Source organism: Bacillus methanolicus PB1, from assembly GCF_000262755.1.
GTDB lineage: Bacteria > Bacillota > Bacilli > Bacillales > Cytobacillaceae > Bacillus_Z > Bacillus_Z methanolicus.
Window position 1 is genome coordinate 544,429 of sequence record NZ_AFEU01000001.1, and the last position, 26,024, is coordinate 570,452.

The following is a 26,024-nucleotide window of genomic DNA, read 5'->3' on the forward strand; positions in this document are numbered from 1 at the left end:
AAGAGTTTATTTTTTAAACTCTTCCTCAAAATCTGCATAGGAGCCTTTTGAAGCAAAGTTAATTTTGAACTTGTAATCATCTAACTTTGTAATCAATACAGAATCGATACCAACTCTATCTAAATCCTCGTAAGTTACCAACTGACCAACTGGAATTTCTAATATAGTTCTTAGAATCCAATGACCTAATGCCTTGTTTGGGTTAGACATAAATCCTTTTCCACCTGATTGGCATATCTTAGCATCTAATTCCCTACCGTCTGGTAATACAAGTGTAAATGGTTCTTTCTTATCTGTATGTCTATTGTATGGGAAGAATCCCTCGAATTGCTTGTGAATCCAAGAAGGAATTGGAATATATACTTCATCCTTATCCCGTTTTCTTCCACCAGCATTCCACTGGTTTAAGCCGCTCTTTTCTTCGACTTTCCCTGATTGTGCAGAATACAATGGAAGAAAAATTTGTTCGTATTTTTCTTCCTGCTCGTGTACCATGTAATATTTTTTACTTTCATCACTTAGTAGGAATTTAAAAGGATCGTCTAAAATTTCAACATCAAATACTTCTATTGGATTATTACATATAAACTGTTTATATGTAAGCGTCAAATAATCCCCACCTACAGTAGATGGGGATTTAGTTATGATTTAAGTATTCTTTTTAAACACACGACAAACTAATGGGATCGTTGATGACCAAGGCATTAATTGATCCAAGGCATCTTTATCTTGGGTTTCCATGTTTGGTAGTTTCTCAAAAAGATAGGTGAGATAGGCAAATGGATTTAAGTTATTCTCTTTAGCTGTCTCAATAATACTGTATATTGTTGCACTGGCTTGAGCGCCCCGTGTGGTGTTGGCAAACAACCAATTTTTGCGGCCAATGACAAATGGCTTGATCGAACGTTCGCTACGGTTATTATCGATTTCTAACCGACCATCTTTTAAAAAGCCCACTAATTTATCCCATTGGTTCAGGCAATATTGGATTGCCTGGCCAAGGGCGCTTTTTGGAAGGACTTTTGACCTTTGAGTTTTAAGCCATGCTGAAAAAGCCTCCAGTACTGGCTGGCTGCGTTCCAAACGACTATTATAGCGTTCTTCAGGAGTTGAATCCTTTAATTCACGCTCAATCGCAAAAAGTTGGTTACAGAAATGGAGTCCTTCCTTGGCAGCTACCGGAGCCGACTGCTTTGAAGCCGGAAGAGCCTTTAAGGCTTCATCAAACTTACGCCTTGCATGTGCCCAACAACCTACCAGGGTCACATGAGGCAGCCCTTGATAACCGGAGTAGCCATCCACATGAAGGTAGCCCTTGAAACCATTCAGAAACTTACGAGGATGTTCCTTTCCTCGTGTCTGTTGGTATTCATAAAGAGTAATCGGCGGACCTTCTCTTCCTGTACGATAAAGCCACATATAAGAAGTGGATGTTGCCTTTCGACCCGGTTCATGAAGTACCTGTAAAGTGGTTTCATCCGCATGGAGAATCTCCTGCTTGAGTAAATGATCCTTCATCCGATCATAAATCAAACGTAACCACTGATCTGCGCCATAGATCATCCAGTTCGCCATCGTCTGCCGGGATAATGTAAACCCAAATCGCTCAAACTGCTTTTCCTGGCGATAAAGAGGCAGCCCTTCCACATATTTTTGGCTCATCACATACGCCATACTTGAAGGAGAAGCTAAACTGCCCGGATAGACAGGTGCCGGTATAGACGCTGTCACAATCGGGGTATGGATCTCCTCACGTTCACAACGGCGGCAGGCGTAGACATAACGGACATGCTTAACCACTTTTACTTCAGCTGGAATGACTTTGATTTCTTGACGCACTTCCGTGCTCATTTCATGTAAAGATCCACCGCAACACGAACAGACCTGCTCTTCTGCGGAAAGGCGGTATTCAACCGTTTCCGTAGGCAGGTCTTCTAGCATCGTTTCACGTTGGCCGCGTTTTTTACGACGACGGTAGGTAATGGTTTCAGAAGCAGGTTCCTCTAAATTGGAGGCTGCTTCTACCTCTGCTTCATTAAAGAGCGAAAGCTCTAGTTGATCGGAATGTGTTTTTTCACTTGAAGAGCCGAATCGTCTTTTTTGGCTGAGGCGAAACTGTTCCTCATACCATTTTAACTTCGCAGTCAGTTCAGCGACTTGCTTTTCAAGGGATTCACATCGTTTTTGAAGATTTTCAGTTGGTTGGGTGAGTGTTTTCGTTGTCTTTTTCATACTTTATCTATTCGACAAATTATGATCAGTCCCTTTTAAAAATTGGAGTTTTAAATAAAAAAATGAAAAAATATGATTTCATATGACTGTCCTTGCGATAACTTCAGGATGAGCCTGGCGTTGATCAAGTGGAAGTCCATCAAGCAACCAACGGAACTGCCGGCGGCTTATTTTTAACGGTGCATCACTTTCATCCGTTGGCCATTGAAATTTTCCGCGTTCTAAACGTCTATAATAGAGCCAAAATCCGTTGTGCTCCCAATGAAGAATTTTCAATTTATCCCGATTACGGTTACAGAAGACAAAATAGCTAGACGAAAAGGGGTCCAGATCAAACGACTCTTTCACCAACGCAGCCAGGCCATCAATGGACTTGCGCAAATCTGTGCTCCCTCGGGCGAGGTAAACATGCACGATCATTGCTTCGTTCAACACAGCGATCTTAAGGTCCGGACGACATCCGCAAGGAAAGATGGGTCGAAGCCAGGTTTAACCTCTATGGATGCTTGCCCTATATTAATCTGTAAGGATAATGAAGTGTTTTTTGATTCGGCATCTTGTTCATTCATTGTGATTGATACCCATTTAGGTGATGGTGCTGAGATCCGATTTGTGTTTTCAATTTTTTTAAGCCAATATTTTAATTGATGGAGCTTTACATTATTGTCAGCACACCATTTGGATTGGGTCTGTCCACTTGCCCTAAACTTATCGATACGAAGTTCCCATTCTTTTCGCAATTCCGCTCGAGACATCAAAAAACCTCCTCAAATATTGATTTGAAGAGATTATCTCATAGTATCATCTTGGTTAATAGGTGGGTACTATTTTACGGTTACTTTATATAATGTACTTTTTGCTATATAAAATTTATAATTAGCATGTTTATCTTTAAAGAATATATTTTTATCAGTCGTTTTTTTCTTGTCTAGTTTTAATGTATTAAAATCGATATAGTGCATTTCTTCTTCATGTATTTCGAATTTACCGTTTTTTCGTGTAACAATGTGATATATCTTTTCATCTGTTCCATGCGCACGTTCCGCAGCGGCAATTCTGTTGTTTCTTAATTCCGCTATTTTTCGCATAGTTCCTTCTGCATCTAAATCTTTAAATTTATCTATGTCTTTGTTGAATTCGGCTATCTTTTCGTATTTTTTTCCATTACCATGTACAAAGGTTTTAAGACCGATACCTACATTTCCTTTGAAAGCGTCGAACGAAATGTCACCTCGAGCAAGGTTGTTAGCATTTAGTGCCTTACAGAAGATATTTTCTGCTGCACGGTAATATAAATATGGAGTTTTACTCTCACTAAATAGATTTGATAACGAACCAACAACTTGTAAAAGTTTAATATAATTCTCTCTTTCTTCTTTTGTTTGTTTATCAAAAAACACAATACCTTCCCCCTATTTTCTCTCAATGCAATTGTAGCAAATTGGTAATAAAAAAATAAGGACCAATTTCCTAAAAGATACCTTCCCTTTTTTTCACCGAGCAGTTATCATGATGATATCCAATTTCGAGGAGGATAAAAATGGTTGTTAGGAAACATACTGACAGAAAAATAAAAGAAACTGATCTATGGTATTATGAGTTTCAATATCAAGGGATAAGGAGAAAAAAAAGCGGATTTAAATCAAGACCAGAGGCCGAACGTGCGGAAGCAGCAGAGAAAGAGAAAATCAGAAGACAGTTGAGCGGAGAATATGAAATAGAAGAAAATATGCAAGACTACATACAGGAATGGTTAGATGGCAGAAGAAACATTGGAGACAACACTAGAAGTACTTATCAAATTCATTTAACCAATCATATCAAGCCCTTCTTTAAAAATAAAACTGTTAATCAAGTTAATCCAATTGATGTAAAGCGGTTTCTAGATAGTTTGCATGAAAAAGAATTGAGCACAGCAACTGTTAAGAAATCCTACAACATTCTTAATAGGTTTTTCAATGATTTAGTAAAAATGAAAATGCTACGTGAAAATCCTTGTGATGGTATCGAAAAACCAAAAGAGCAGAACAAAAAAGTTGAAGTTTTTGACGAAAAGGAATTAAAAGAATTTTTAAAGTTCTCTGAAGGATATACTCGTTATTCTTTTGCTTTTAAATTAGCGGCACATACTGGTCTTAGACGCGGGGAATTACTGGCACTCCAATGGAGAGATATAGATCTTGATAATAAGACAATATATGTAAGAAAAAGATTAGTAAGAGCGGCAATCGGTACGGATCGTTACATGCAAGATGGAACTAAGACTTCAATCGGAAGATTTGTATCTTTTTCGGAGCAAATGAAAAAAGAATTCATTAAATATAAACAATTGCAAGACTATGAGAAAGAATCGAACGAATACGAAGATAATGATTTAGTCATCGCTACACAAAATGGAAAGTTTGTTTCTGTAGATAATCTTTCTCGGATATTTAGAAATACTTTAAAAGCAAGTCCAGTAAATAAACAACTTTCTTTTCACGCACTTAGACACACACATGCAACACTTATGTTAAAAGCGGGAGTTCAAATGAAAGTAGTAAGTGAACGTCTAGGCCATAGTAGTATAAAAATTACGATGGATACTTACTCACATTTACTTCCATCCATGGAACAAGATGCGGTGGAAAGATTTGAACGTTTATTCGAATAAAATGCTTTTTAAAAATGAATACGCCAAAAATTCACCGCGCCGAAAATTCACCGAAAAATTTACCTTCTAGAAAAAATAAAAGAGTCACTTTCCAAAATATTGGAAAGTGACTCAAACCTATGAGCGATGAGGGATTCGAACCCCCGACCCCGTCCCTGTCAAGGACGTATTCTCCCACTGAACTAATCGCTCTTGATATCAAGATAGTTACCCTGTCAAGGTTGTGCTCTCCCAGCTGAGCTAACAGATCATATTAAGATTGTCTATAGCCGACTGCAAATCCTTTCATAATCTAATTCTTTTTCAGCCACGTATTTAATTATATTTATTATAAAAAAAAAGTCAAGATTCTTTAATAAAATTAGTATTTGTTTAATGGAGGGGAAAAACGATCATTCTCTCTACCATACCTCCACATCACAATAGCTGATCCCTCTATCACGTTCACTAAACCAAAAAACAGCATTAATGGTATGGTTTGACGATTTCCGGCACACTCGTTTATAATTTTAATATATTAAGATATTTCTGAATAAATTGATTTTAGTAATTATTTTAATTTTTGTAAATAGTCTATAAAAGAGGCAAAAAGATGATAGTCTTTGATAATGTAAACAAATATTACGGAGATTTTCATGTTTTAAAAAATATTAATCTTAAAATTAGCAAGGGAGAAGTTGTCGTCGTAATCGGTCCTTCCGGTTCGGGAAAAAGTACGATGCTTCGCTGCATTAACGGACTTGAAACAATTTCAAGCGGATCTTTAACCATAAATGGAATTCCCGTTAATAATAAAAAAACAGACATTAATAAATTAAGGCGAAATATTGGAATGGTTTTTCAACATTTTCATTTGTACCCTCATAAAACGGTGCTTGAAAACATTACTCTTGCGCCAATGAAGGTGCTTGGAAAATCTGAAAAAGAAGCAAAAGAAACAGCAGAGTTCTATTTAAAGAAGGTAGGAATACCTGATAAAGCAAATTCCTATCCCTCCCAACTTTCCGGAGGGCAGCAGCAAAGGGTTGCCATTGCAAGAGGTCTTGCGATGAAGCCTGAGATCATGCTTTTTGATGAACCAACGTCTGCTCTCGATCCGGAAATGATTGGAGAAGTGCTCGATGTTATGAAGACGCTGGCAAAAGAGGGAATGACAATGGTGGTTGTCACTCACGAAATGGGATTTGCAAAAGAAGTGGCTGACAGAATTGTCTTTATGGACCATGGACAGATTCTCGAAGAGGCAGCACCGGCTGAGTTTTTCGCCAACCCGAAAGAAGACAGGGCAAAAATTTTCCTCAGCCGTATATTAAATCACTAAAGTTAGGAGGAAAAGATCATGGCAAAAACAAAGAAGTTTTTAAAACTGACATTCATTTCATTATTGGCAGTTGTCATGCTTGCAGCCTGCGGCACCGAAAAAGTTGAAAAAGCAAACGGCGGCAGCAGCGAGGGTGCCAAAAACGCGCTCGAAGCCATCAAAGAACGCGACAAAATTATTTTCGGAGTTAAGCATGATACAAGATTGTTCGGGCTAAAGAACCCTGGCACCGGAGAAGTAGAAGGATTTGATATTGATATTGCCAAGGCGCTGGCGAAGGAAATCCTCGGGGATGAATCAAAAGTGGAATTTAAAGAGGTTACTTCAAAAACAAGGATTCCATTGCTCCAAAAAGGTGATATTGATGCGATTATTGCAACAATGACAATTACAGAAGAGCGCAAAAAGGAAGTTGATTTTACAGATGTATACTTTGAAGCTGGCCAATCTCTCCTTGTTAAAAAGGACAGTCCGATTAAGGGATTAGAAGACATTAAAAAAGGAACGAAAGTATTGTCAGTTAAAGGCTCTACTTCTTCCCAAAATATCCGTGAAAAAGCGCCTGAGGCAACAGTATTAGAGTTTGAAAACTATGCAGAAGCATTTACAGCTCTTAAATCAGACCAAGGTGACGTTCTAACGACTGATAACGCCATTCTCTACGGGATGGCTGATGAGGATCCTTCTTTCCATCTTGTCGGCGGTACCTTTACAGATGAACCATACGGAATCGCAGTGAAAAAAGGTGAAAAAGAACTGCTGGATGAGCTGAACAAAGCACTTAAAACAATAAAGTCTAATGGTGAATATGACAAAATCTACAAAAAATGGATTAATGAAGATTTTTCGAAATAAAGACAATTTGTTCAATCAGGGGGCTGACACATAAGGGTCTGACTCCCTCCAACAATGACAATATATAGAAAGGTTTTTTAGTGATTATCTATATGTTGTATTGGAGGGGTCTGACCCTTTGCTTTTGAGCCGCTCCCCATGATTAGCTGAAAGAGGTGTTTTTTAATGCTGGATTTTTCAATATTAACAAAAAATATTGATTTGTTTTTGGAGGGATTTAAAAACACGGTTCTAGCAAGTGTTATTGCACTCGCGGCAAGCTTCCTGCTCGGAATGGTTATTGCAGTCATGAGGATCTCCCCAATTAGGCCATTGAACTGGATTGGAACTGCATACGTTGAATTTATTCGAAATATTCCACTATTAATTATCACCTTTTTCTTCTTTGTCGGGACTCCTGTGCTTGGTTTTACATTCAGCGGGTTTACAGCTGGAACAATCGCACTTTCAATCTATACGGCTGCATTTATTGCCGAAGCCATTCGTGCAGGCATCCAGGCCGTACCGAAAGGCCAAATGGAAGCGGCAAGATCGTCAGGTTTAACTTACAATCAGGCAATGAGATTAGTTATTTTGCCTCAAGCCATCAAAATTGTCATACCACCAATAGGTAACCAATTTATTAATCTTGTTAAAAACTCCTCTATTTTAGCAGTGGTGGCAGGCTTGGATCTTATGTACCATGCTGACCTTGTTTCTTCTAAAACATTTGTTGTTTTTGACGTATATATATTTGTTGCATTGTTTTATTTAATTCTTACTGTACCATTAAGCCTTGGGGTTGGATATCTCGAAAAACGCCTGGCAAAAAGCAATTAAAGGGGGCGACAGAATGGATTTTGTTGGTGCATACTCACCCGATCATCTAAAATTTCTGCTTGAAGGCTTTTATGTTACACTTAAAGTAGCCTTTTTTTCAATCATCCTAAGTTTTCTTATCGGAGGCTTGATAGGAACGTTAAGATACGCAAGAACACCTATTATTTCTAAATTACTCTCATTGATCGTTGAAGCAATCAGGAATTTGCCGCTCCTATTGATTATTTTCTTTACATATTTTTCCTTACAGGACATTGGTATTACACTCAGTATCACTGTATCCGCGATAACAGCTTTAACGATTTTCGAATCAGCCATGCTATCGGAGATTATTCGAAGCGGTTTGAACTCGATTGATAAAGGGCAAATTGAAGCAGCCCGTTCATCAGGGCTCAACTATTTCCAAACACTTAAGTTTATAATTATACCCCAGGCGCTACGCAGAATGGTACCGCCGATTGTCAGCCAGTTTATTTCGCTGTTAAAAGACACATCACTTGCAGTAGTTATTGCACTTCCGGAACTCACCCACAATGCGCAAATCATTAACGGCCAAAAAACTGCCTACATAATTCCGATATTTCTATTAGTGGCATTTATGTACTTTGTAGTTAACTACACGCTCTCAATCATTGCACGGAGACTGGAAGCTAAAAGTATTTAAAAGAACCCGGCTTATTATTAGGCGGGTTCTCTTTATTCATCGTAAATCTTCATTTCATATTAACGGTTATAGTATGTATTTTCTTACAAGGAAGAGTATAATATTAATATATATTTCGAAAATTTGTTATAATGCTATTTATGTTTTAATTTTCTCATGTTAGGTGGCTAGTTGCTATTTTTGGATAATGATCTTGTTTGTATAGATCCTAAAATTGGAGGTATTTGTTATGAAATTTGGCATTGCTATTTTCCCGTCAAAAAAACTTCAAGATTTCGCAAACTCTTATCGAAAACGGTATGATCCGCACTATGCTCTTATTCCTCCACATTTGACATTAAAAAGCGCCTTTGAATCAACGGAAGAGCAAGCGAAAGAAATTTCTCAAAAGCTAAGTGATATTGCTGAGAAAAACAATCCTTTTCGTTTGCGGGTTTTAAAGATCAGCTCCTTTTATCCGGTTAACAACGTCATCTATTTAAAAGTAGAAAAAACGAAAGAGCTTGAAAGTTTATACAACGATATTAACGCTGAGTTTGTAAATGAAAAACCGGAGTATTCATTTGTTCCGCATATTACAATCGGCCAAAAATTATCGAATGACGAGTATTCTGATGTATATGGCTCATTAAGAATGCAATCCGTCGATCATGAGGAAACGATTGACCGTTTTCACTTTTTGTATCAGCTTGAAAATGGTTCATGGACCGTTTATGAAACATTTCGCTTAGGAAAGGAAAATTAAGACATGAACGTAAAAGTAGTGGAAACAGATAAAGAGCTTCAAGATGCACTTTCTGTTCGCAGAACGGTTTTTATTGACGAACAAAATGTTCCGGAAGAAGAAGAAATCGATCAATTCGAATCATCATCAACCCACTTTGTTGCTTATGAAAATGGACAGCCGATTGGTGCCGGACGTATTCGGGAAGTCGACGGTTATGGTAAAGTAGAAAGGATTTGCGTCTTAAAAGAATACCGGAAAAGCGGGGCCGGAAAGGCGATTATGGAAAAAATCGAATCGTTTGCAAAAGAAAAAGGCTTTTCGGCATTAAAATTAAATGCGCAGACTCATGCCATCCCTTTTTACAGCCGTTTAAACTATGAAGTGATTTCCGATGAATTTTTGGATGCAGGAATTCCGCACATGACGATGAAAAAATCTTTATAAAGATCGTTTTTCAAAAAACTTCACGTGAAGAACCCGGCCAAATGAAAGACTTTTTGGCCGGGTTTTTTTTATTTCCTTACCATAAAAAATACACTCTCTCCCTTTTCTTATGGTTAAATCCTTTCACAAAAATATTTTCCTTTCCCTGTTACTTCGGCGTAAGTCTTTTCAATCGTTTTTCTGATAATATTATTCTTTATGCTTGGAGCAATTTCCTTTTGTGTAAAAACTTTCTTGTACGCTGAGAATGCTTGATATGGAATTATGCCTGTTCCTTCTCTGTTAATCCTTGCAATCGGCATAAATTGAATGGAATGGCCACTGTTGCCAAGTTCACGTATTGCATATTGATAGTATTGATCATGACCTGCCGGTAATATATATCCCATCATTCTATACCCCTTTTTTTAACATGCAGTTTTTACTTTCTATGCAATGTGATACTTTTCTTTACCCTTTTTCAATAACTGTTAAACAAAGGAATAGTGGGCCAGTCCCGCGCTGCTTTACCGCTTTAAAGCAGGGCGGGACTGGCCCGCACTGTTTTAAAGCGGTAAAGTGATGAGGAGCTGGCCCGCATGATATAGTTAATTTTTGTTGTTAAGCATTTTTGATATTGAGTTAAAATCAAGGCTTTTGCCATCGTTGATTATAGATTGAACGATTTTATCTTCCATATCTTTCGAAACAGGCTTTTTTGCAATTTGGGAAACTTTTTGGATAACGCCTCTTATTGTTTTTTCGTCATTAAAGTTTGCGTTCTGCAAAGAATTTGCTAAATCCAAAATATCTTTCATATTTACACCGGTCTTCTTTTCAACACTTTTAAAAAATCCATTATCCATTATGGAACACCACACTTTCTTTTTAAACTACTTATATAGTATGAATAGAGGCAGAAAATGTGCTTTATTAATAAATAAGAATGCCGCCTCTCATTGAGACGGCACTTTCTTTAGTTGCTGCAGTTAAAACTGAATATTAATGGAAAAAGCTAGTTCCTACAATAATTAACAAAATGAACAATACGACGATTAACACGAAAGTGGAGCCATAACCGCCGTAGCCGTAGCCCCCATAGCCGCAACCGTATCCACCGTAGCCGCAAAAGCCCATGTCTGTCACCTCACTTTTTTTAGTCTTTAATAACATATGTGAGGCAACTATAATGTGTATAGGCGGCTCAAAAGGAATTTTCCGCAACATTTGATATGTTCACTAGCATTATTCTTATATCGATTTCTTAAATATGACGTGATTGCTAGCATTAATAGAATTCAAAATTAATTCACTTGATTCCATATGAACGTACCATGAAACCGTATTGAATTTACCCAAAGAAGATATTAATCACTTTAAGGTAACTGTTTTTTCTCCGTTCTTAACGTTTTTGCCATTCATCCACAGCGTATCCCCATTGAGGGTAACTGAATGTTTTTCTCCTTTCTTTACCCTTTTGGCTTAAACAAAAGTGCTCCGAGAAATCCGAAAACAATTGCAGCCGAGATCCCTGAACTTGTTACTTCAAACATTCCTGTAAGCACCCCGACTAAGCCATGCTGTTCCGCTTCCTGAAGAGCCCCGTGAACCAAAGAATTTCCAAAGCTTGTTATCGGTACGGTCGCGCCTGCTCCGGCAAAATCAACCAAGGGCTCATATAATCCAAATCCATCCAAAATTGCTCCAATTACAACAAGCAAACTCAATGTATGGCCTGGGGTTAATTTAGCCACATCAAATAACAACTGCCCAAAAACACAAATAAGACCTCCTACTACAAATGCCCAAAAAAACATCGCAAGCATTTTAAAACTCCCTCCTTTATACTTGCATTTCAATTGAGACTGCATGGGCGATACATGGAATGGTTTCATTTTGCTGATATGACAATGGTGACAATAACGCCCCCGTTGCTACTAAAAGAATCCGTCTGTATTTTCCGCTTTTCATTTGGTTATATAAGTGTCCATAAAAAACGGTCGCCGAACAGCCGGCTCCGCTCCCTCCAGACTGGACTGGCTGATCTTCTTTATAAATCATCAAACCGCAATCTTGAAACTGTTCTCTCTTGATTTCCAATCCACTTTTCATCAATAATTCGTACGTAGTTTCTTGCCCGATTTTGCCAAGGTCCCCCGTTACGATCAAATCATAATGGGAAGGTTCGAGCTGCAAGTCTCTAAAATGTGCAGCAATCGTATCTGCAGCTGCCGGAGCCATTGCACCGCCCATATTAAAAGGATCTGTTAACCCCATGTCAACCACTTTGCCAATTGTCGCGGAAGTTGTTACCGGTACAGGTTCCTGCTGTTTAGTATTAGGAGTTACGAGTCCTACACCTGCTCCGGTAACCGTCCATTGAGCGGTCGGTGGTTTTTGGCCGCCATATTCTGTCGGATAGCGAAATTGCTTTTCCACTGCAGCGTTATGGCTTGAAGCGCCTGTAATCACATATTCTGCTCCGCCGTAATTGACAATAAATGAAGCTAAAGCCAGTCCTTCCATGGAAGTGGAACAAGCACCAAACATTCCTAAATACGGGATTTGCATTGTTCTCGCTGCAAAACTTGTTGGGGTAATTTGATTGATAAGATCGCCGGCTAGTAAAAATTGAATTTTATCCTTCTGCATGTTTCTCTTTTTCAGTGCAGCTTCGATTGCTTCTTCGAGCAAAAGGCTGTGCGCCTTTTCATAAGAATCCTTCCCCATCCACAAGTCTTCATGGAGGATATCAAAATCTTCAGCAAGCTTGCCGTTGGCTTCGAAAGGTCCCCCGGACACACCTGTCGACACAATTGCGGGCCGGTTTGAAAATACCCACGATTGTTTTCCCGCGAGCATTATAAAACCCCCCACATATTTAATAATGTTTTTATTAAAGCAACTATAAAGGCGGCAAACACTCCGAAAAGAATCACCGATCCCGCCAGTTTAAACATATTTCCGCCTACTCCAAGAACAAACCCTTCTGTCCGATGTTCGATAGCCGCTGAGATAACCGCATTCCCAAACCCTGTTACCGGTACAGCACTTCCTGCTCCGCCGAATTGCCCGATTCTGTCATAGACGCCGAATCCTGTAAGCAGCATAGAAAGGAATATCAATGTAGCAGTAGTTGGATTGCCAGCTGTTTGTTCTGTAAAATTAAAAAAATAAATATAAAAATAAGTAATAGCCTGGCCAATTGCACAAATAATGCCGCCGACAAAAAATGCTCTTATGCAGTTTTTCAATATAGGACGCTTAAGCTCAAATTTTTGTTCAAGCTGCTGGTACTGCTGTTGCTGAGGTGTCATTTTTTCCATTTTCTTGTTCCCCATTCAATTATCCCCTTTCTATGTTAATTCTTTCTTTAAGCTGATAATTCGTTTTAGACGATCTTCAGCATCCTTCTCCGAATAGTCGGGATCCTTCATTTTTTCCTTTAATTGAACAGCTTCAAGAAATATTTTATAATCGCTTGAAACGGTAAAATTTTCGTCCGGATATTTTTTTTCAAGAAGCTTATTAATGTCTTTTTCAATTTTTTTCATTCTGAAACGCTGCAAATGCTTCACTCTATAAACGACAAGAATATCTTCTTTTCCTTTAACAACGGCCACATCATAAATTTCTTTATATGACATAACATCTTTCTTAACCTTTTCTGCAACATCTTTATCCTTTTGTTTGCTTCCAATCACTTGCGGCGGCGGATTTGTTGTCTTTATAAGTGCCATCCTGCTTTCTTGCTCCATTTTCTCCCCCTGACATCCTGCAGCAAGCAAACATAAAGCCACAATCATTTTAAACATTAGAAACTTCAATTTTCGTCTCGTCCTCATTCGATTCCCTTCCTTATGTAAGAAATAAATTAGTTTTATCACCTGCGCTTCTTATTGTTTGCAGGAATGTTTTTTTTATGAAGGTAAATTATAGCTGGTCGGTTATTTCCAAAAAAAGACTGTCTCAGATTTATTGAGACAGCTAATTAATAAGCTTTTCTGTTAAACAGCAATGTTTTTAGCAATTTTAGAATGTATTTTAAAAAACGGGGTTTTTCCTGCAGATTTTTTTCATGATTTAATATATGATATTATTTCAATTGCCTAAAATTTTGCTTATGATGACTTCAATAATTGACCCAATCGCTGCAACAGCCAAAATTAAAATGATTACTTTTCCGGTAAAAGATGCAAAAAAATAAAGATAAATAACGAATATGCTTGCCCAGATCCCAGTACACCAATAGCAGCTTAATAATTCACCCATCCACTTTTTAAAGCCATGCTGTTTTGGAGCTAAATAAACTTCATTCTCTCCATTTTTGTTGACTTCGGTAATCTCATCAAAGAAAGGCTTTCTGAAAATATAAGTGATTTGATCGAAAACAATCAGTCTTGTAAGACGAAAAGAAGCTAAACCCATCAAAATTACGTTCCAAAAAGTAAAATCTGAACTCACTCTTACACCCCCTCCATTGATTGCTCTTCTAACAGGGATTCTTCTCCATTTTCTGATAAGCTGCTTGATTTCTTCATAGTCCCAATTGTTTCAAACCATGACGTCAATAGATCTTTCTCTACCTCATCGGTAAGTTTGTCTCCAAGCATTTTCCTAAGCTTTTGCACGACTTCATCCACGTTAAAGTTGGCTGAAAAAAAATCTTCGTTCAGTGCCATATAGGCATCCTCATCGCTTTTTTCTTCGGCGGATTCTACTTCGTCCCGTAATGTTTTGTGAAATGTTTCCTGCATATGAAAATTAAGCTTTAATGAATATAATAAGGGCCTGCTTGAATCCTTTTTTTTCTCCATCATTTCCCCCTGCCTAAACGAAATGGTGATACTCTATTATATGTATGCAATGAATGAGCGGAGGTTGTTTATTCGGTTCCCTTTTTTTATGATCCCCTTTTCACTAAGCCACTCTTTAAGTTTTATGAGCCAATTTAAAAAACAGATACTCATTTTTTCTTAAAAAAATTAGCCCGCTTCGGTTTGAAGCGGGCCTCGTTTCGATCTTAGCCAAGAATGTGGTAGCCTGAATCAACATGAATGTTTTCCCCAGTAATGCCTCGGGAAAGTTCACTAAATAAGAAGAGGGCAGTATCTCCAATTTCTTCCTGTGTAGTTGTTCTTCTGAGCGGAGCTTTTTCTTCAATTTCTTTTAAAATAGAATTAAAGTCGCTTATTCCTTTTGCAGACAAAGTTCGGATTGGGCCTGCCGAAATTGAGTTCACACGAATCCCGTCTTTACCTAAGTCTGCGGCTAAATATTTAACGCTTGCATCTAAAGATGCTTTTGCAACACCCATTACATTGTAATTTTGAATAACCCGTTCACCGCCTAAATAGGTCAGAGTGACAATGCTTCCTCCATCTGTCATTAATCCTCTTGCTTCTTTTGCAACAGCAGTCAAGGAATAAGAGCTGATATTATGAGCAAGCAAGAAACCTTCTCTTGTTGTATTCAAATATTCGCCTTGAAGCTCTTCTTTATTCGCAAAAGCTATACAGTGTGCAAGGCCATGAATTGTTCCCACTTTTTCTTTGATTTCAGCAAAACATTTTGCTACATCTTCATCACTTGTAATATCACACGGTAAAACAAGTGACTCAGCACCTTCCAATGTTTCTACGAGTTCGCGGACACTTTTTTCTAATCGTTCTCCTGCATATGTAAAAATCAAGCGGGCCCCGGCATTATGAAGTGAACGAGCAATACCCCAAGCTATACTGCGCTTATTTGCTACTCCCATTACTACAATATTTTTTCCGTTTAAAGAAAGAGTCATTGAATATATCCTCCTACTTATTACATGTTATTAATACCTAGTACTAATTTTAATACATTATTGGTAAAATAAAAAGAATTCATTCTGCCTTCTTAAGAATTCTTCCTACTTTGTCAAGCGTGAATTTTTTCTAATAATTCTTTTCACACAAGAGAAAAATTTGTTTAAATACTATTAAGTGCCTTTGAACAATCGAACAAGCAAGAAAGGATGCTCGAATATGAAACTTGATATTATTGGTGACATCCATGGATGTTTTAACGAATTCTTTCTTTTAACAAAGAAACTAGGATATGATTGGTCTGAAGGGGTTCCATTGCATAAAAATGAAAGAAAACTTGCATTTGTAGGGGATTTAACAGATCGCGGCCCGGAAAGTTTAAAAGTCATCGAAACCGTATGGAAATTAACTGTAAAAAGAAAACTGTCCTTTTATGTTCCTGGAAATCACTGTAATAAACTTTACCGCTATTTTTTAGGAAATAAGGTGCAGATTACACATGGGCTTGAAACAACCGTTGCAGAGTACAAATCTTTACCTGAGGATGAACAAAAAAGTATTAGAAAAAAATTTATCGACTTATATGAAAATGCCCCTCTTTATCACCACCTTGATAATGGGAAATTAGTGATCGCCCATGCCGGAATCACGGAGGATTTAATCGGAAAAAACAATGCAAAGGTGAAGACATTTGTTTTATATGGAGATATTACCGGACAGACGAACCCGGATGGTACACCCGTCCGAAGGGATTGGGCAAAATCGTATAACGGGGATGCGTACATTGTCTATGGACACACCCCTGTGAAGGAAGTAAGGATTATAAACAATACGTATAATATCGACACGGGTGCTGTGTTTGGCGGAAAGCTTACCGCGCTTAAGTATCCGGAGATGGAAATCGTGTCAGTTCCATCATCGATGCCTTATTTAGCGGAAAAGTTCAGGAATTTCAATTAGAGGTCAGACCCCTTTAGTCATATTGTAAGGTGTCTGACCCTTATGAGTCAGCCTCTTATCAATCTTGTACGATTAATTTTCTCATGTCCTCGGGAAGCTCGGAACGAAATTCCATGCCTTTTTTTTGAAACGGGTGAAAAAAAGCAAGCCGGCTGCAATGCAATGCCTGCCTTTTTATTTTTGAAGTGTCTCCTCCGTATAGATCATCGCCAAGAAGCGGATGCCCCAAATAAGAAAGATGAACTCGGATTTGGTGGGTCCGCCCTGTTTCCAGCTTCAATTGAACATGGGAAAAAGATGAATATTTTTTGATCACTGTGTAGTATGTACAAGCATATTGCCCGTTTGGATTGACTTCCCTTTCAATAATGCTGTTTGATTTTCTCGCAATCGGTTCTTCAATTTTTCCTTTGTCTTGCTTAAAAAAACCTTCAGCAAACGCTTCATAAGTTCTTTTTACGAGCCCGCTCCTTTGTTGTTTGCTTAACAGGTGATGGACATGGCGGTGTTTTGCAGCCAAAACAATCCCCGATGTATCCCGGTCAAGGCGGGTTACAATATGAGAAGTCGAAATAAGACCTATTTTGTTATAGTATCCGACTAGCGCATTAGCAAGGCTCCCTGAAGGGTGTTCACGTGAAGGTATAGTGTTCATGCCGGAAGGCTTATTGATGACAAGAAGGTACTCGTCTTCGTAAAGGATATCTAGAGGAATTTCCTCACCTGCTACCCCTTCACTTGGCTTCTCTTCCGGAAAAATTACTTTTAAAACATCTCCTTCGGAAAGTTTATAACGCACAGTAACTTCTTTTTCATTAACAAATATTTTTCCACCATGAAATTTTATATCTGATAAAGCCGTTTTCGAAATATTTTGCTCCTTTAAAAACTCTTTGACTAAGATACCTTCTTTATTGCTGTCGATTTTCCATGTAAGAGTAAAACAATTAGTTTTCATCTAATCAGCGCAGGAGACCCCGTCCTCAATAGAGCGGGGAGGAATGTGCTTTGGATGGGGGCTGTTTCTGCCGCCTCAAGCATCCGACATTCGCTGCTTTTCCCTTCTTTCTTTAAGTTAGTTTAATCCATTAGATACTATGATATGATTATCTTAATGAAAGTGAGGTGATCATGATGCAATTGACAATTACAGCAAAAATTAAGATCAATCCTATTCCTGAGCAAATCGGCTTGTTGCAGGAAACTTTGAAAGCTTACCGTAACGGTTGTAATTTCCTATCTCAAATTATTTTTGAAACAAAAGAGATTGTTCAGGCTAAGTTACATAAGATAGCCTATAAAACGTTACGTTCTGACTTTTCTTTACGATCTCAAATGGCGCAGTCCGTAATGAAAACCGTGATCGCTCGTTACAAATCAGCGAAAACGAATGGTCATGATTGGGCAAAAATACGATTTAAGAAACCCGAATATGACCTTGTTTGGAATCGCGACTATTCTCTTACTAAAGGACTGTTTTCGATCAACACGCTTCATGGCAGGGTGAAAGTGCCATTTGAAGCGAAAGGGATGGAACAATATTTTGATGGTTCTTGGTCTTTTGGTACAGCGAAACTTGTCAACAAGTACGGAAAGTTCTTTTTTCATATCCCAATGACGAAGGAAATTCCAGAAGTATCCGAACATACTTTCAGTCAAGTAGTTGGCGTCGATATGGGTATTAACTTTGTCGCGGTCAGTTATGACTCTGATGGAAAATCCTTGTTCTTCAACGGAAGATCCATCAAGGACAAGCGTTCCAAGTACAAGTACATGCGCAAGCAATTGCAACGATTGGGTGCGGCTTCCGCTCGCCGAAAATTAAAGCGAATCGGACAAAAAGAAAACCGTTGGATGACGGACGTGAACCACTCCGTTAGTAAGGCACTTGTTGAACGATATGGAGCAAATACCCTGTTTGTTGTAGAAAACCTGACAGGTGTTCGTCATGCAACCGAACGTGTAAGAGTCAAAGACCGCTATGAAACCGTTTCTTGGGCATTCTATCAACTGAGACAAATGATAGAGTACAAAGCTTGTATCGTCGGGTCCAAGGTAATTGCAGTTGACCCATGCTTCAGCTCTCAGACATGCCCGAAGTGCAGACATACCAAGAAGGCGAACCGTAACAAGAAAAAGCATATATTCTGTTGTAAAAAGTGTGATACACATCAAATGATGACCGTATAGGTGCTATGAATCTTCAGCGAAAAGGAATTGAGTACATCGCTGAAGTGATTGCACAAGCATGACTTGTGCAGTTGGGTAGCTGTCAACCTGCCTAAAGTAACACCACGCTAAGGAAGGAGCATTGCGGCGTTTGCACTTCCGGGTAGTTACAAGCCCCCACCTCTAAACGCAAGCGTAGGTGGTGGGTTGTTGACAAATCAGCCCTGTTTTCTGAGATTAGTCTTTCTCTGAAATAAATGAATCTCGTACCCTTTTCCAAAAAGGAAAAGGTCTGAATCGCGCGAACCGGATTTTCTCATCTGCCACTCTGAATTGGATTGATTTGACATCTTTGTGAAGAAGCGTCAAATGGTCAATAGTAATTTGGAAGTCCGGTTCATTGACCGGCTTCAGCATACATGTATGGTGAGAAGGCAATATGAGAGGAGAACCGACTGTCCTGAAAATCCGATTGTTAATCGACGCCATTTCCGTCACCTGAATAGCAGAGATAGAAGGATGAAGAATGGCCCCTCCAAGCGCCTTATTATATGCTGTACTTCCAGAAGGCGTGGAAATGCACAGCCCGTCACCGCGAAACCGTTCAAAATGATCGCCGCGTATTTCAACGTCCATAACGAGCGTGCCTTCCACAGCTTTCACAGTTGATTCATTTAAAGCCAAATATCGTGTTTCTTTTCCACCGTGCCGGTAGCGTATGATGACTTCCAATAGAGGATACTCAATCACTTGATAAGGAGTTTTCGCAATGGTAATCACAAGCTTTTCGATTTCATCAGGCACCCAGTCGGCATAGAAGCCAAGGTGCCCCGTATGAACACCGACAAACGCAGTTTTGTCAAGACGGCTGCTGTACCGGTGAAAAGCATATAATAATGTACCGTCACCTCCAACAGAAATAACAATATCCGGCTGATCTTCATCGTAAATTAGATCAAGATCCAATAAATGATCTCTCATTTTATACATGAGAGTGTTCGATTTTGAATCCCCTTTTGTCGTAAACGCAAATTTCATTGAACAAAAACTCCTCTTTTTATTAATAATCAAAGCGGAAACCGTTACATGTCTCCATCCTGCTGCATTTCTTTCTTCCGAGTAAAAAATGCCTGGGCTTCCTGGATTTCTCCCCTAATTTGCGACATTTCCTCATCAAGGAGAAAAGCCGCTTCGGCTGCTCTTTGCAATCGAATCCTTATATCTTCAGGAAATTGTCCTTTATATTTATAATTCAGAGAATGTTCAATGGTTGCCCAGAAATTCATGGCAAGTGTACGAATCTGAATTTCCGCCAAGATTCTCTTTTCCCCTTCAATTGTTTGAACTGGATAACGAATCACGACGTGATAAGATCTGTATCCGCTTGCCTTTTTATGTGAGATATAATCTTTCTCTTCAACAATTTCAAAATCGTTTCTGTTCCTTAAAAGCTCGACAACACGCATTATATCATCGACAAATTGGCACATCATTCGCAAGCCGGCGATATCCTGCATCTCATCTAATCTATCAAGCGGGATGCCTTTTTGGTTTGCTTTGTCTAAAATACTCGCAATTGGTTTCACTCTTCCCGTAACAAACTCAATTGGCGAGTGGGTGGAATTTAGTTCAAATTGGCTTCTCATACCTTTCAGTTTTACCTTAAGTTCTTCAACCGCTTGTTTGTATGGTGCTAAAAACATATCCCAATGCTTCACTAATAAACTCACCTCATCCGGTTATCGTAAAAATAAAATATTATGAACGGATGTTTTTCAAACAGATTTAAAAGTGTTTTCCACTTTCTCAACCATTCCCTCTCCGTAGTTACTATTCCCCCTAATGTTTTCGATCAAGTATTTTAGCTCATTATGAAAATTTATCAACTCAAGTGTTTCACCATGGCTGGCTAAATAGACAGGAATCTCTGATTGGAGCGCCTCCCTTAATTGGTCCCAGATTGGTTCAGAAAGCACAATATATGTATAATCATCCTTATTTTCTGTTAAATAAATAAAAGAAAAGTTCTCAGAATCAACTAGAATCCGGCCGACAGCTCTTAAATTAGAAATTGGAAATTCAGCCTGCAGAAGTAATTGATTTTCCTTTATTTGTGCACTTTGAATATGTATTTTTTGTTTCATGATATCATCAGCCTCCATGCTCTCTCCTATTTTATCACATAGATTTCATTTCTCCCAAAATTGAAACATTAAAGCAATTTTTTTCCTGCATTTTTGATATTATAATAGTGAATGAAATCGTGAGGAGAGAACAGGATTGTCACAACAAATTGAAATTGAATTTAAGAATCTGCTTACAAAAGACGAATTTCATCGTATTCAGAAAGTATTTCAAATTAAAAGCAATGATTTTTCAAAACAAATCAATTATTATTTTGACACGGGCATATTTTCATTAAAGGAATTTGGTTCAGCTTTGCGAATAAGGGAAAAAGACGGCTTTTTTGAATTGACATTAAAGCAGCCTGCCAAAGAGGGTCTGCTTGAAACAAATCAGAAAATCAATTCGGTTGAGGCAGAAAAAATGCTTCATCACTTGATATTTCCTGAAGGAACGATTAAGACAATATTTCAGGATTTAAATATAAACATTTTAGAATTGGAATACCTTGGTTCTTTAACAACCTTTAGAGCAGAACAAATATATAAAGGAGGTTTGCTTGTTTTTGACCATAGCTACTATTTAAATACGGAGGATTTTGAGATAGAATATGAGGTAACCAATAGAGAAGAAGGGCAAAAAATCTTTTTGGATTTGCTCAGCGAACATAAAATTCCGTTACGAAATACTGAAAACAAAATAAAACGTTTTTTTGCAGCAAAAAACAACTTATCATTTCGTAAGGAGAAATAGATTGATGAAAGCGGAAATGTTAAAAGTTATGCTTGAATTACAGGCTCTTCAGAATTTCAGCCAGCCTTCGCAAATCTTGAAAAATAATTCACTATTTCATGAGCTGTTAACTGATTTGCTGGAAGAAGAACTTTCAACACCTTCAGATTCACAAAAAGATTTGCCGGCATCGGCACAAAAAGCAGATTCATCCTTTCCTATATTCAATGGTACAACGCTGCCGCCAATCAAGTTAACAAAACTGTCAAGCTCCAGCACCGATTATGACAGCCTGATTGAAAAGGCAGCGAAACTCTATGAGCTTCCGGCCAAGCTCATTAAAGCAGTTATTAAACAGGAATCGAATTTTAATCCTAATGCTGTCAGCCGTGCTGGCGCTTCAGGGCTTATGCAGCTTATGCCTGAAACGGCTCGGGAATTAGGCGTTCAAAACATTTTTGATCCTGAAGAAAACATTCTTGCAGGAAGCAAGTATTTAAAGCGGCTGTTTAACAAATATAACGGAAATATTGAGCTTACATTGGCAGCTTATAACGCCGGACCAGGAAACGTTGATAAGTATGGAGGAATCCCGCCATTTAAAGAAACGCAAAATTATGTAAAAAAAGTTACCAATTTATTCTTTGCCTAATAGTGTTAAGTTGATAATCCCGCTTTGTTACTCGTAACAAGCGGGATTCGTTGTAAAATTGGACATAATTATTGTGCAAGGCTATTTGTTTGAGATAAGAATTTCCGGCTGATAAAATAAAGAAAATAATGAGAACAAAATATCCTTATTTCCGCAAGGAGCCATCTTATAATTCGAGGCCCTGGCGATTTAAGCTTGATAAATAAAACATAAGTTAAAGGAGTCGTTATTATGGTCGAGAGAATGCTTACACCGTTCGATGCCATCGGCAAAGAAACGCTTCAAAGGCTTGTTGTTGCGTTTTATCGCCGAGTTGGAGAGCATCCGGATCTCGCTCCGATTTTTCCAGATGACTTGACAGAAACTGCCAGAAAGCAAGAGCAGTTTTTGACTCAATACTTAGGCGGACCTCCTTTATACACTAATGAACATGGACATCCAATGCTCAGGGCCCGCCATCAGCCATTTGAAATTACTCCTGCCCGTGCAAAAGCATGGCTTGCATGTATGAATGAAGCAATGGATGAAGTCGGTTTGGAGGGGGAAATCAGAAAAGATTTTTTTTCAAGACTTGTATTAACTGCCCAGCACATGATTAACACACCTGACAAGAATGAAGTTCAAGGTGAAAACACGTGAGAGAACAGAAGCAAACATTCAATAGCCGGGCTTCCTCTCATCATTATTGCCACGGAATAGAGAATAAGCCGATAGAACTCTATATGTTCGTCGACCCGCTTTGTCCGAAATGCTGGGCTCTAGAACCGGTAATAAAAAAGCTTCAAATTGAGTATGGCCGCTATTTTTCGATAAAACATGTTTTAAGCGTCCGTTTAACTTCCTTGAATTTAGGAAGTAAGAAAAATTACGAATCTGTAGCGGAACTTTGGGAAAAAACTGCGAGTCGCTCTGGAATGTCATGTGATGGAAGCCTTTGGCTTGAAAACCCGATTTCATCCCCATATCTTGCAGCTATGGCGATTAAAGCTGCTGAGCTTCAAGGAAGAAGGGCCGGCATCCGTTTTTTGCGAAAAATTCAGGAAATTATATTTTTGGAAAAGCAAAATGTTTCCGATATTAATGTACTAAAGGAATGTGCTAAAAGCGTCGGTCTTGATGTTGAAGAATTTTTAATAGATATTCATTCGAACAGTGCTGCTAAAGCTTTTCAGTGTGATTTAAAAATCACAACAGAAATGGATATTAATGAAATTCCGGCTCTTGTATTTTTTAATGAGCGCATCGAAGACGAGGGAATTAAAATAACGGGCTGTTATCCTTATGAGATTTATGTACAAATTCTCGAAGAAATGCTCCAGGAAAAGCCGGAACGGGCTGCTCCCCCTTCTTTGGAAGCATTTTTAAAGCATTTTAAGCTTGTCGCATCCAAGGAAGTGGCAGTCGTGTATAACTTATCAACCGATGAAGTAGAAAAAGAAATGAAGAAGCTTTTATTAAAGCAAAAAGTTGAACAAATCCCTGCAAAACACGGTATGTTTTGGAGGTACAAAGAAGAGTAAAATGAAAAAGACCATGCAGCAACTCGTTGCATGGTCTTTTTCATATATTAAATACGAACCAAAGGGGATGGGAGAAATTTTTCACGGTCAAACAAAGGGGTATTTGTTTGCTTATGATCAACTTCACATCTGTAATATAACATGAAAAAAAAGATCATGACAATAAGATTGTGTGTTATTTCACAATATTGTCAAAATCACTGCATGATTCATTGGACATGTGCATAAATTGTTATTGATTGGAGGGGAAACTGTATTGCAAAATCTTAACTTGATTTTAATCATCCTGTTTATCCTTTTCTCTTTTATTCTTCATCTATTAGGTTTAATGAAGCTGATCTCAGTCTTTATTACAGGTCCGATTCTGTTTTTCTCCTTATTTTTATTTGTCTATTATTTAAACAACCGCAATAGGTTTAAAGGGTTTAAAAATTAACCGGCCGCAAATACTGATCTGCGGCTGGTTTCTCATACTGGAATTGAGAAGGAACCAAAACACTATGATAGCAGACTTTCCATTTCATTTAGTTTTTCTTCAAAAACCTTGCATGCTTCTTCGATCGGTTTTGGACTCGTCATATCTACACCAGCTTTTTTCAGCACTTCGATCGGATAATCGGAACTGCCCGCTTTCAAAAATTCAATGTAACGGTTAACAGCCGGATGCCCATCTTCAAGAATTTGTTTGCTTAATGCTGTTGCAGCGCTGAAGCCGGTTGCATATTGGTACACATAATAATTGTAATAAAAATGAGGAATTCTGGCCCACTCGAGGCCAATTTCTTCATCAATTTCAATATCTTCCTGACCAAAATATTTCTTATTCAGTTCATAATAATCTTTCGTTAACGTTTCGGCTGTCAACGGTTCATTATTTTGCGCTTTTTGATGAATAAGATGTTCAAATTCTGCGAACATCGTTTGGCGAAACACCGTTCCTCTGAAACCTTCCAAATAATGATTCAGCAAGTAGATGCATTTTTGCTCATCATCAATTGTTTTTAAAAGATAATCATTTAACAGTGCTTCATTGCATGTTGAGGCGACCTCTGCAACAAAAATTGAATAGTTGCCATATGGATATGGCTGGTTTTTACGTGTATAGTAACTATGGACCGAGTGGCCGAGTTCATGGGCAAGAGTAAATAAATTATTTATATTGTCCTGCCAGTTCATTAAAATGTATGGATTTGTTCCATATGACCCAGAAGAATATGCTCCGCTTCGCTTGCCTTTATTTTCATGAACGTCAATCCATCGGTTTTCAAAGCCTTCTTTCAGCACATTTACGTAATCTTCTCCTAACGGGGCCAGGCCCTTTACAATTATCTCCTTTGCCTCTTCATAAGAAATTTCCATTTTCACATCTTTAACTAGCGGAGTGTATAAATCATACATATGAAGTTTATCTAAACCAAGGACTTTCTTGCGAAGCTTGACATAACTGTGCAATAAATGAAGGTTATCATTAACTGTATTAACAAGATTATCGTATACACTTTCGGGAATGTTATTTGCTGCCAGTGCAGCATGACGGGCTGAGTTGTATTTGCGAACTCGAGCGTTAAAATTATCTTTTTTCACCGTACCGCTTAATGTGCTTGCAAATGTGTTCCGATACTTACAGTAAGTGCTGTAAACCGCCATAAATGCATCCTTTCGAACCCTGCGGTCGCTGCTTTCAAGGAACCGGATATAACGGCCATGAGTGACTTCTACTTCTTCCCCGTTTTCATCTTTTATGCTCGGAAATTCAAGATCTGCATTGTTTAGCATTCCGAAGGTATTGCTTGATGCATTCATCACCTCTGCAGCTTCTGCCAACATTGCTTCCTGCTCGGCAGACAAGACATGCGGTCTTTGCAAATTGATTTCTTCTAGTGCATGTTCATACAACTTTAATTCGTGCTTGTCTTCTAAAAAAGAAGCAACTTTTTGTTCGTCAATTGCCAATATTTCAGGGACAATAAACGCGAGGGCACTTGCTGCCTGTGAATAAAGGTTTTTGATTCTGTCATCCATTCCTTGGTAAAAAGAATTGGTTGTATCTTGGTCATAACGCATATGCGCATATGTATACAATTTTCCGAGGCGTTCCAACAATTGATCCTGAAAAGTTAGAGCATTGTACAACTCATCTGCGCTATCGCCAAGCTTCCCTTTAAAGCGGTTAATACCAGGGATTAGCTCCTTAACCTCTCTAAATTCTTTTTCCCATTCATCATCAGTTGCAAATATATCCTCAAGCCTCCATGTGTATTCAACTGGGATTTCATTTCTTTCAGGCAATCTTTTTACTGCTGAATTGTTTGACATAAGTATCCTCCATTCAACATTTCAAATAATGAAATAAATTCGGCCTTCACTTAAAAAGT

Annotated in this window: 32 protein-coding genes, 1 tRNA gene and 1 pseudogene; 13 read left to right on the top strand and 21 right to left on the bottom strand. The window is 38.3% G+C overall.

Translation table 11 applies throughout. From position 1 onward, the window contains the following. Positions 1-6 precede the first annotated feature (6 nt). The 5 genes from PB1_RS02495 to PB1_RS02515 form a co-directional block, all read right to left on the bottom strand. Positions 7-609: a phospholipase D-like domain-containing protein gene (locus PB1_RS02495; RefSeq protein WP_003350559.1), complete on the bottom strand. Its 603-nt coding sequence runs from the start codon at positions 607-609 to the stop codon at positions 7-9. A 39-nt stretch (positions 610-648) separates the two neighbouring features. Continuing rightward, positions 649-2,232 carry an IS66 family transposase gene (gene tnpC / locus PB1_RS02500; RefSeq protein ID WP_003350560.1) on the bottom strand — a complete coding sequence of 528 codons (1,584 nt, stop codon included), beginning with the start codon at positions 2,230-2,232 and terminating at the stop codon, positions 649-651. A 78-nt stretch (positions 2,233-2,310) separates the two neighbouring features. After that, positions 2,311-2,652, bottom strand: a complete 342-nt coding sequence (tnpB, locus tag PB1_RS02505) for an IS66 family insertion sequence element accessory protein TnpB (RefSeq protein ID WP_274413072.1) — start codon at positions 2,650-2,652, stop codon at positions 2,311-2,313. 8 nt (positions 2,653-2,660) lie between these two features. Further along, positions 2,661-2,987, bottom strand: coding sequence for an IS66 family insertion sequence element accessory protein TnpA (gene tnpA, locus PB1_RS02510; RefSeq protein WP_003350562.1), 327 nt, complete (start codon positions 2,985-2,987; stop codon positions 2,661-2,663). Between the two features lie 69 nt (positions 2,988-3,056). Next, positions 3,057-3,632, bottom strand: a complete 576-nt coding sequence (locus PB1_RS02515) for a hypothetical protein (RefSeq protein ID WP_003350563.1) — start codon at positions 3,630-3,632, stop codon at positions 3,057-3,059. A gap of 140 nt (positions 3,633-3,772) precedes the next feature. Between PB1_RS02515 and PB1_RS02520 the strand changes: the two genes are divergently transcribed. Continuing rightward, complete coding sequence (locus tag PB1_RS02520; RefSeq protein ID WP_003350564.1) at positions 3,773-4,885, top strand: tyrosine-type recombinase/integrase; 1,113 nt, start codon at positions 3,773-3,775, stop codon at positions 4,883-4,885. Positions 4,886-5,005: 120 nt separating this feature from the next. Here PB1_RS02520 and PB1_RS02525 read toward each other — a convergent pair. Further along, a tRNA-Val gene (locus PB1_RS02525) sits at positions 5,006-5,077 on the bottom strand. Between the two features lie 400 nt (positions 5,078-5,477). On the opposite strand from PB1_RS02525, the gene PB1_RS02530 reads away from it, so the two are divergent. The 6 genes from PB1_RS02530 to PB1_RS02555 all read left to right on the top strand — a co-directional run bounded on the left by PB1_RS02530 (position 5,478) and on the right by PB1_RS02555 (position 9,715). Next, positions 5,478-6,206, top strand: coding sequence for an amino acid ABC transporter ATP-binding protein (locus PB1_RS02530; protein WP_003350565.1), 729 nt, complete (start codon positions 5,478-5,480; stop codon positions 6,204-6,206). A gap of 18 nt (positions 6,207-6,224) precedes the next feature. Next, the gene (locus PB1_RS02535; RefSeq protein WP_003350566.1) at positions 6,225-7,061 is read left to right on the top strand and encodes a transporter substrate-binding domain-containing protein; all 837 of its coding nucleotides are present in this window, start codon (positions 6,225-6,227) and stop codon (positions 7,059-7,061) included. A 165-nt stretch (positions 7,062-7,226) separates the two neighbouring features. Further along, positions 7,227-7,880, top strand: a complete 654-nt coding sequence (locus PB1_RS02540; RefSeq protein ID WP_003350567.1) for an amino acid ABC transporter permease — start codon at positions 7,227-7,229, stop codon at positions 7,878-7,880. Positions 7,881-7,893: 13 nt separating this feature from the next. Beyond that, entirely contained in the window at positions 7,894-8,544 is a 651-nt protein-coding gene (locus tag PB1_RS02545) for an amino acid ABC transporter permease (protein ID WP_003350568.1), read from the top strand. Positions 8,545-8,773: 229 nt separating this feature from the next. Beyond that, positions 8,774-9,289, top strand: a complete 516-nt coding sequence (locus tag PB1_RS02550) for a YjcG family protein (RefSeq protein ID WP_003350569.1) — start codon at positions 8,774-8,776, stop codon at positions 9,287-9,289. 3 nt (positions 9,290-9,292) lie between these two features. Continuing rightward, the gene (locus PB1_RS02555; RefSeq protein ID WP_003350570.1) at positions 9,293-9,715 is read left to right on the top strand and encodes a GNAT family N-acetyltransferase; all 423 of its coding nucleotides are present in this window, start codon (positions 9,293-9,295) and stop codon (positions 9,713-9,715) included. A gap of 113 nt (positions 9,716-9,828) precedes the next feature. On the opposite strand, the gene PB1_RS02560 is transcribed toward PB1_RS02555, so the two are convergent. From PB1_RS02560 to fabI, 10 genes are all read right to left on the bottom strand, one after another. Beyond that, entirely contained in the window at positions 9,829-10,104 is a 276-nt protein-coding gene (locus PB1_RS02560) for a hypothetical protein (protein ID WP_003350572.1), read from the bottom strand. Between the two features lie 198 nt (positions 10,105-10,302). After that, positions 10,303-10,560 carry a sporulation-specific transcription regulator SpoVIF gene (gene spoVIF / locus PB1_RS02565; protein WP_003350573.1) on the bottom strand — a complete coding sequence of 86 codons (258 nt, stop codon included), beginning with the start codon at positions 10,558-10,560 and terminating at the stop codon, positions 10,303-10,305. Between the two features lie 136 nt (positions 10,561-10,696). Then, on the bottom strand, positions 10,697-10,831 hold the full coding sequence (locus PB1_RS16755; protein ID WP_003350574.1) for a YjcZ family sporulation protein: 135 nt from the start codon (positions 10,829-10,831) through the stop codon (positions 10,697-10,699). 332 nt (positions 10,832-11,163) lie between these two features. After that, positions 11,164-11,520, bottom strand: a complete 357-nt coding sequence (gene spoVAE / locus PB1_RS02570) for a stage V sporulation protein AE (RefSeq protein WP_003350575.1) — start codon at positions 11,518-11,520, stop codon at positions 11,164-11,166. Positions 11,521-11,536: 16 nt separating this feature from the next. Then, the gene (gene spoVAD, locus PB1_RS02575; protein ID WP_003350576.1) at positions 11,537-12,556 is read right to left on the bottom strand and encodes a stage V sporulation protein AD; all 1,020 of its coding nucleotides are present in this window, start codon (positions 12,554-12,556) and stop codon (positions 11,537-11,539) included. Next, the gene (gene spoVAC / locus PB1_RS02580) at positions 12,556-13,035 is read right to left on the bottom strand and encodes a stage V sporulation protein AC (protein ID WP_003350577.1); all 480 of its coding nucleotides are present in this window, start codon (positions 13,033-13,035) and stop codon (positions 12,556-12,558) included. Before spoVAC ends, spoVAD begins: the two co-directional genes overlap by 1 nt. Positions 13,036-13,050: 15 nt before the next feature. Next, complete coding sequence (locus PB1_RS02585) at positions 13,051-13,539, bottom strand: YhcN/YlaJ family sporulation lipoprotein (protein ID WP_003350578.1); 489 nt, start codon at positions 13,537-13,539, stop codon at positions 13,051-13,053. Between the two features lie 256 nt (positions 13,540-13,795). Beyond that, entirely contained in the window at positions 13,796-14,158 is a 363-nt protein-coding gene (locus PB1_RS02590; RefSeq protein ID WP_003350579.1) for a DUF1360 domain-containing protein, read from the bottom strand. 2 nt (positions 14,159-14,160) lie between these two features. After that, complete coding sequence (locus tag PB1_RS02595; RefSeq protein ID WP_003350580.1) at positions 14,161-14,511, bottom strand: hypothetical protein; 351 nt, start codon at positions 14,509-14,511, stop codon at positions 14,161-14,163. A gap of 206 nt (positions 14,512-14,717) precedes the next feature. Continuing rightward, positions 14,718-15,491, bottom strand: a complete 774-nt coding sequence (gene fabI, locus PB1_RS02600; protein WP_003350581.1) for an enoyl-ACP reductase FabI — start codon at positions 15,489-15,491, stop codon at positions 14,718-14,720. 220 nt (positions 15,492-15,711) lie between these two features. Between fabI and prpE the strand changes: the two genes are divergently transcribed. After that, entirely contained in the window at positions 15,712-16,452 is a 741-nt protein-coding gene (gene prpE, locus PB1_RS02605; protein WP_003350582.1) for a bis(5'-nucleosyl)-tetraphosphatase PrpE, read from the top strand. A gap of 58 nt (positions 16,453-16,510) precedes the next feature. On the opposite strand, the gene PB1_RS02610 is transcribed toward prpE, so the two are convergent. Beyond that, a complete protein-coding gene (locus PB1_RS02610; RefSeq protein ID WP_003350583.1) occupies positions 16,511-17,410 on the bottom strand; it encodes an RluA family pseudouridine synthase in 900 nt (299 codons plus the stop codon). Positions 17,411-17,586: 176 nt separating this feature from the next. On the opposite strand from PB1_RS02610, the pseudogene PB1_RS02615 reads away from it, so the two are divergent. Next, positions 17,587-18,704: pseudogene (locus tag PB1_RS02615) on the top strand (RNA-guided endonuclease InsQ/TnpB family protein). 154 nt (positions 18,705-18,858) lie between these two features. Here the strand turns inward: PB1_RS02615 and PB1_RS02620 are convergent. Genes PB1_RS02620 through PB1_RS02630 form a run of 3 tightly spaced genes read right to left on the bottom strand, consistent with a single transcriptional unit; the run spans position 18,859 to position 20,765 of the window. Beyond that, positions 18,859-19,659 (bottom strand): NAD kinase, encoded by an 801-nt coding sequence (locus PB1_RS02620; RefSeq protein ID WP_003350586.1) that lies wholly within the window; start codon positions 19,657-19,659, stop codon positions 18,859-18,861. A gap of 44 nt (positions 19,660-19,703) precedes the next feature. Beyond that, positions 19,704-20,339 (bottom strand): GTP diphosphokinase, encoded by a 636-nt coding sequence (yjbM, locus tag PB1_RS02625; RefSeq protein WP_003350587.1) that lies wholly within the window; start codon positions 20,337-20,339, stop codon positions 19,704-19,706. Between the two features lie 57 nt (positions 20,340-20,396). Next, positions 20,397-20,765 carry a UPF0738 family protein gene (locus PB1_RS02630; RefSeq protein ID WP_034644840.1) on the bottom strand — a complete coding sequence of 123 codons (369 nt, stop codon included), beginning with the start codon at positions 20,763-20,765 and terminating at the stop codon, positions 20,397-20,399. 136 nt (positions 20,766-20,901) lie between these two features. Here PB1_RS02630 and PB1_RS02635 point away from each other — a divergent pair, with 136 nt between their 5' ends. From PB1_RS02635 to PB1_RS02650, 4 genes are all read left to right on the top strand, one after another. After that, positions 20,902-21,498, top strand: coding sequence for a CYTH domain-containing protein (locus PB1_RS02635; protein ID WP_003350589.1), 597 nt, complete (start codon positions 20,902-20,904; stop codon positions 21,496-21,498). A gap of 4 nt (positions 21,499-21,502) precedes the next feature. Further along, positions 21,503-22,129, top strand: coding sequence for a lytic transglycosylase domain-containing protein (locus tag PB1_RS02640; protein ID WP_003350590.1), 627 nt, complete (start codon positions 21,503-21,505; stop codon positions 22,127-22,129). A 231-nt stretch (positions 22,130-22,360) separates the two neighbouring features. Beyond that, complete coding sequence (locus PB1_RS02645; protein ID WP_003350591.1) at positions 22,361-22,768, top strand: globin domain-containing protein; 408 nt, start codon at positions 22,361-22,363, stop codon at positions 22,766-22,768. Continuing rightward, entirely contained in the window at positions 22,765-23,649 is an 885-nt protein-coding gene (locus PB1_RS02650; protein ID WP_003350592.1) for a ClpXP adapter SpxH family protein, read from the top strand. Before PB1_RS02645 ends, PB1_RS02650 begins: the two co-directional genes overlap by 4 nt. 498 nt (positions 23,650-24,147) lie before the next feature. Here PB1_RS02650 and pepF read toward each other — a convergent pair whose 3' ends face one another. After that, entirely contained in the window at positions 24,148-25,965 is a 1,818-nt protein-coding gene (gene pepF / locus PB1_RS02660; RefSeq protein WP_003350596.1) for an oligoendopeptidase F, read from the bottom strand. Between the last annotated feature and the right edge of the window lie 59 nt (positions 25,966-26,024).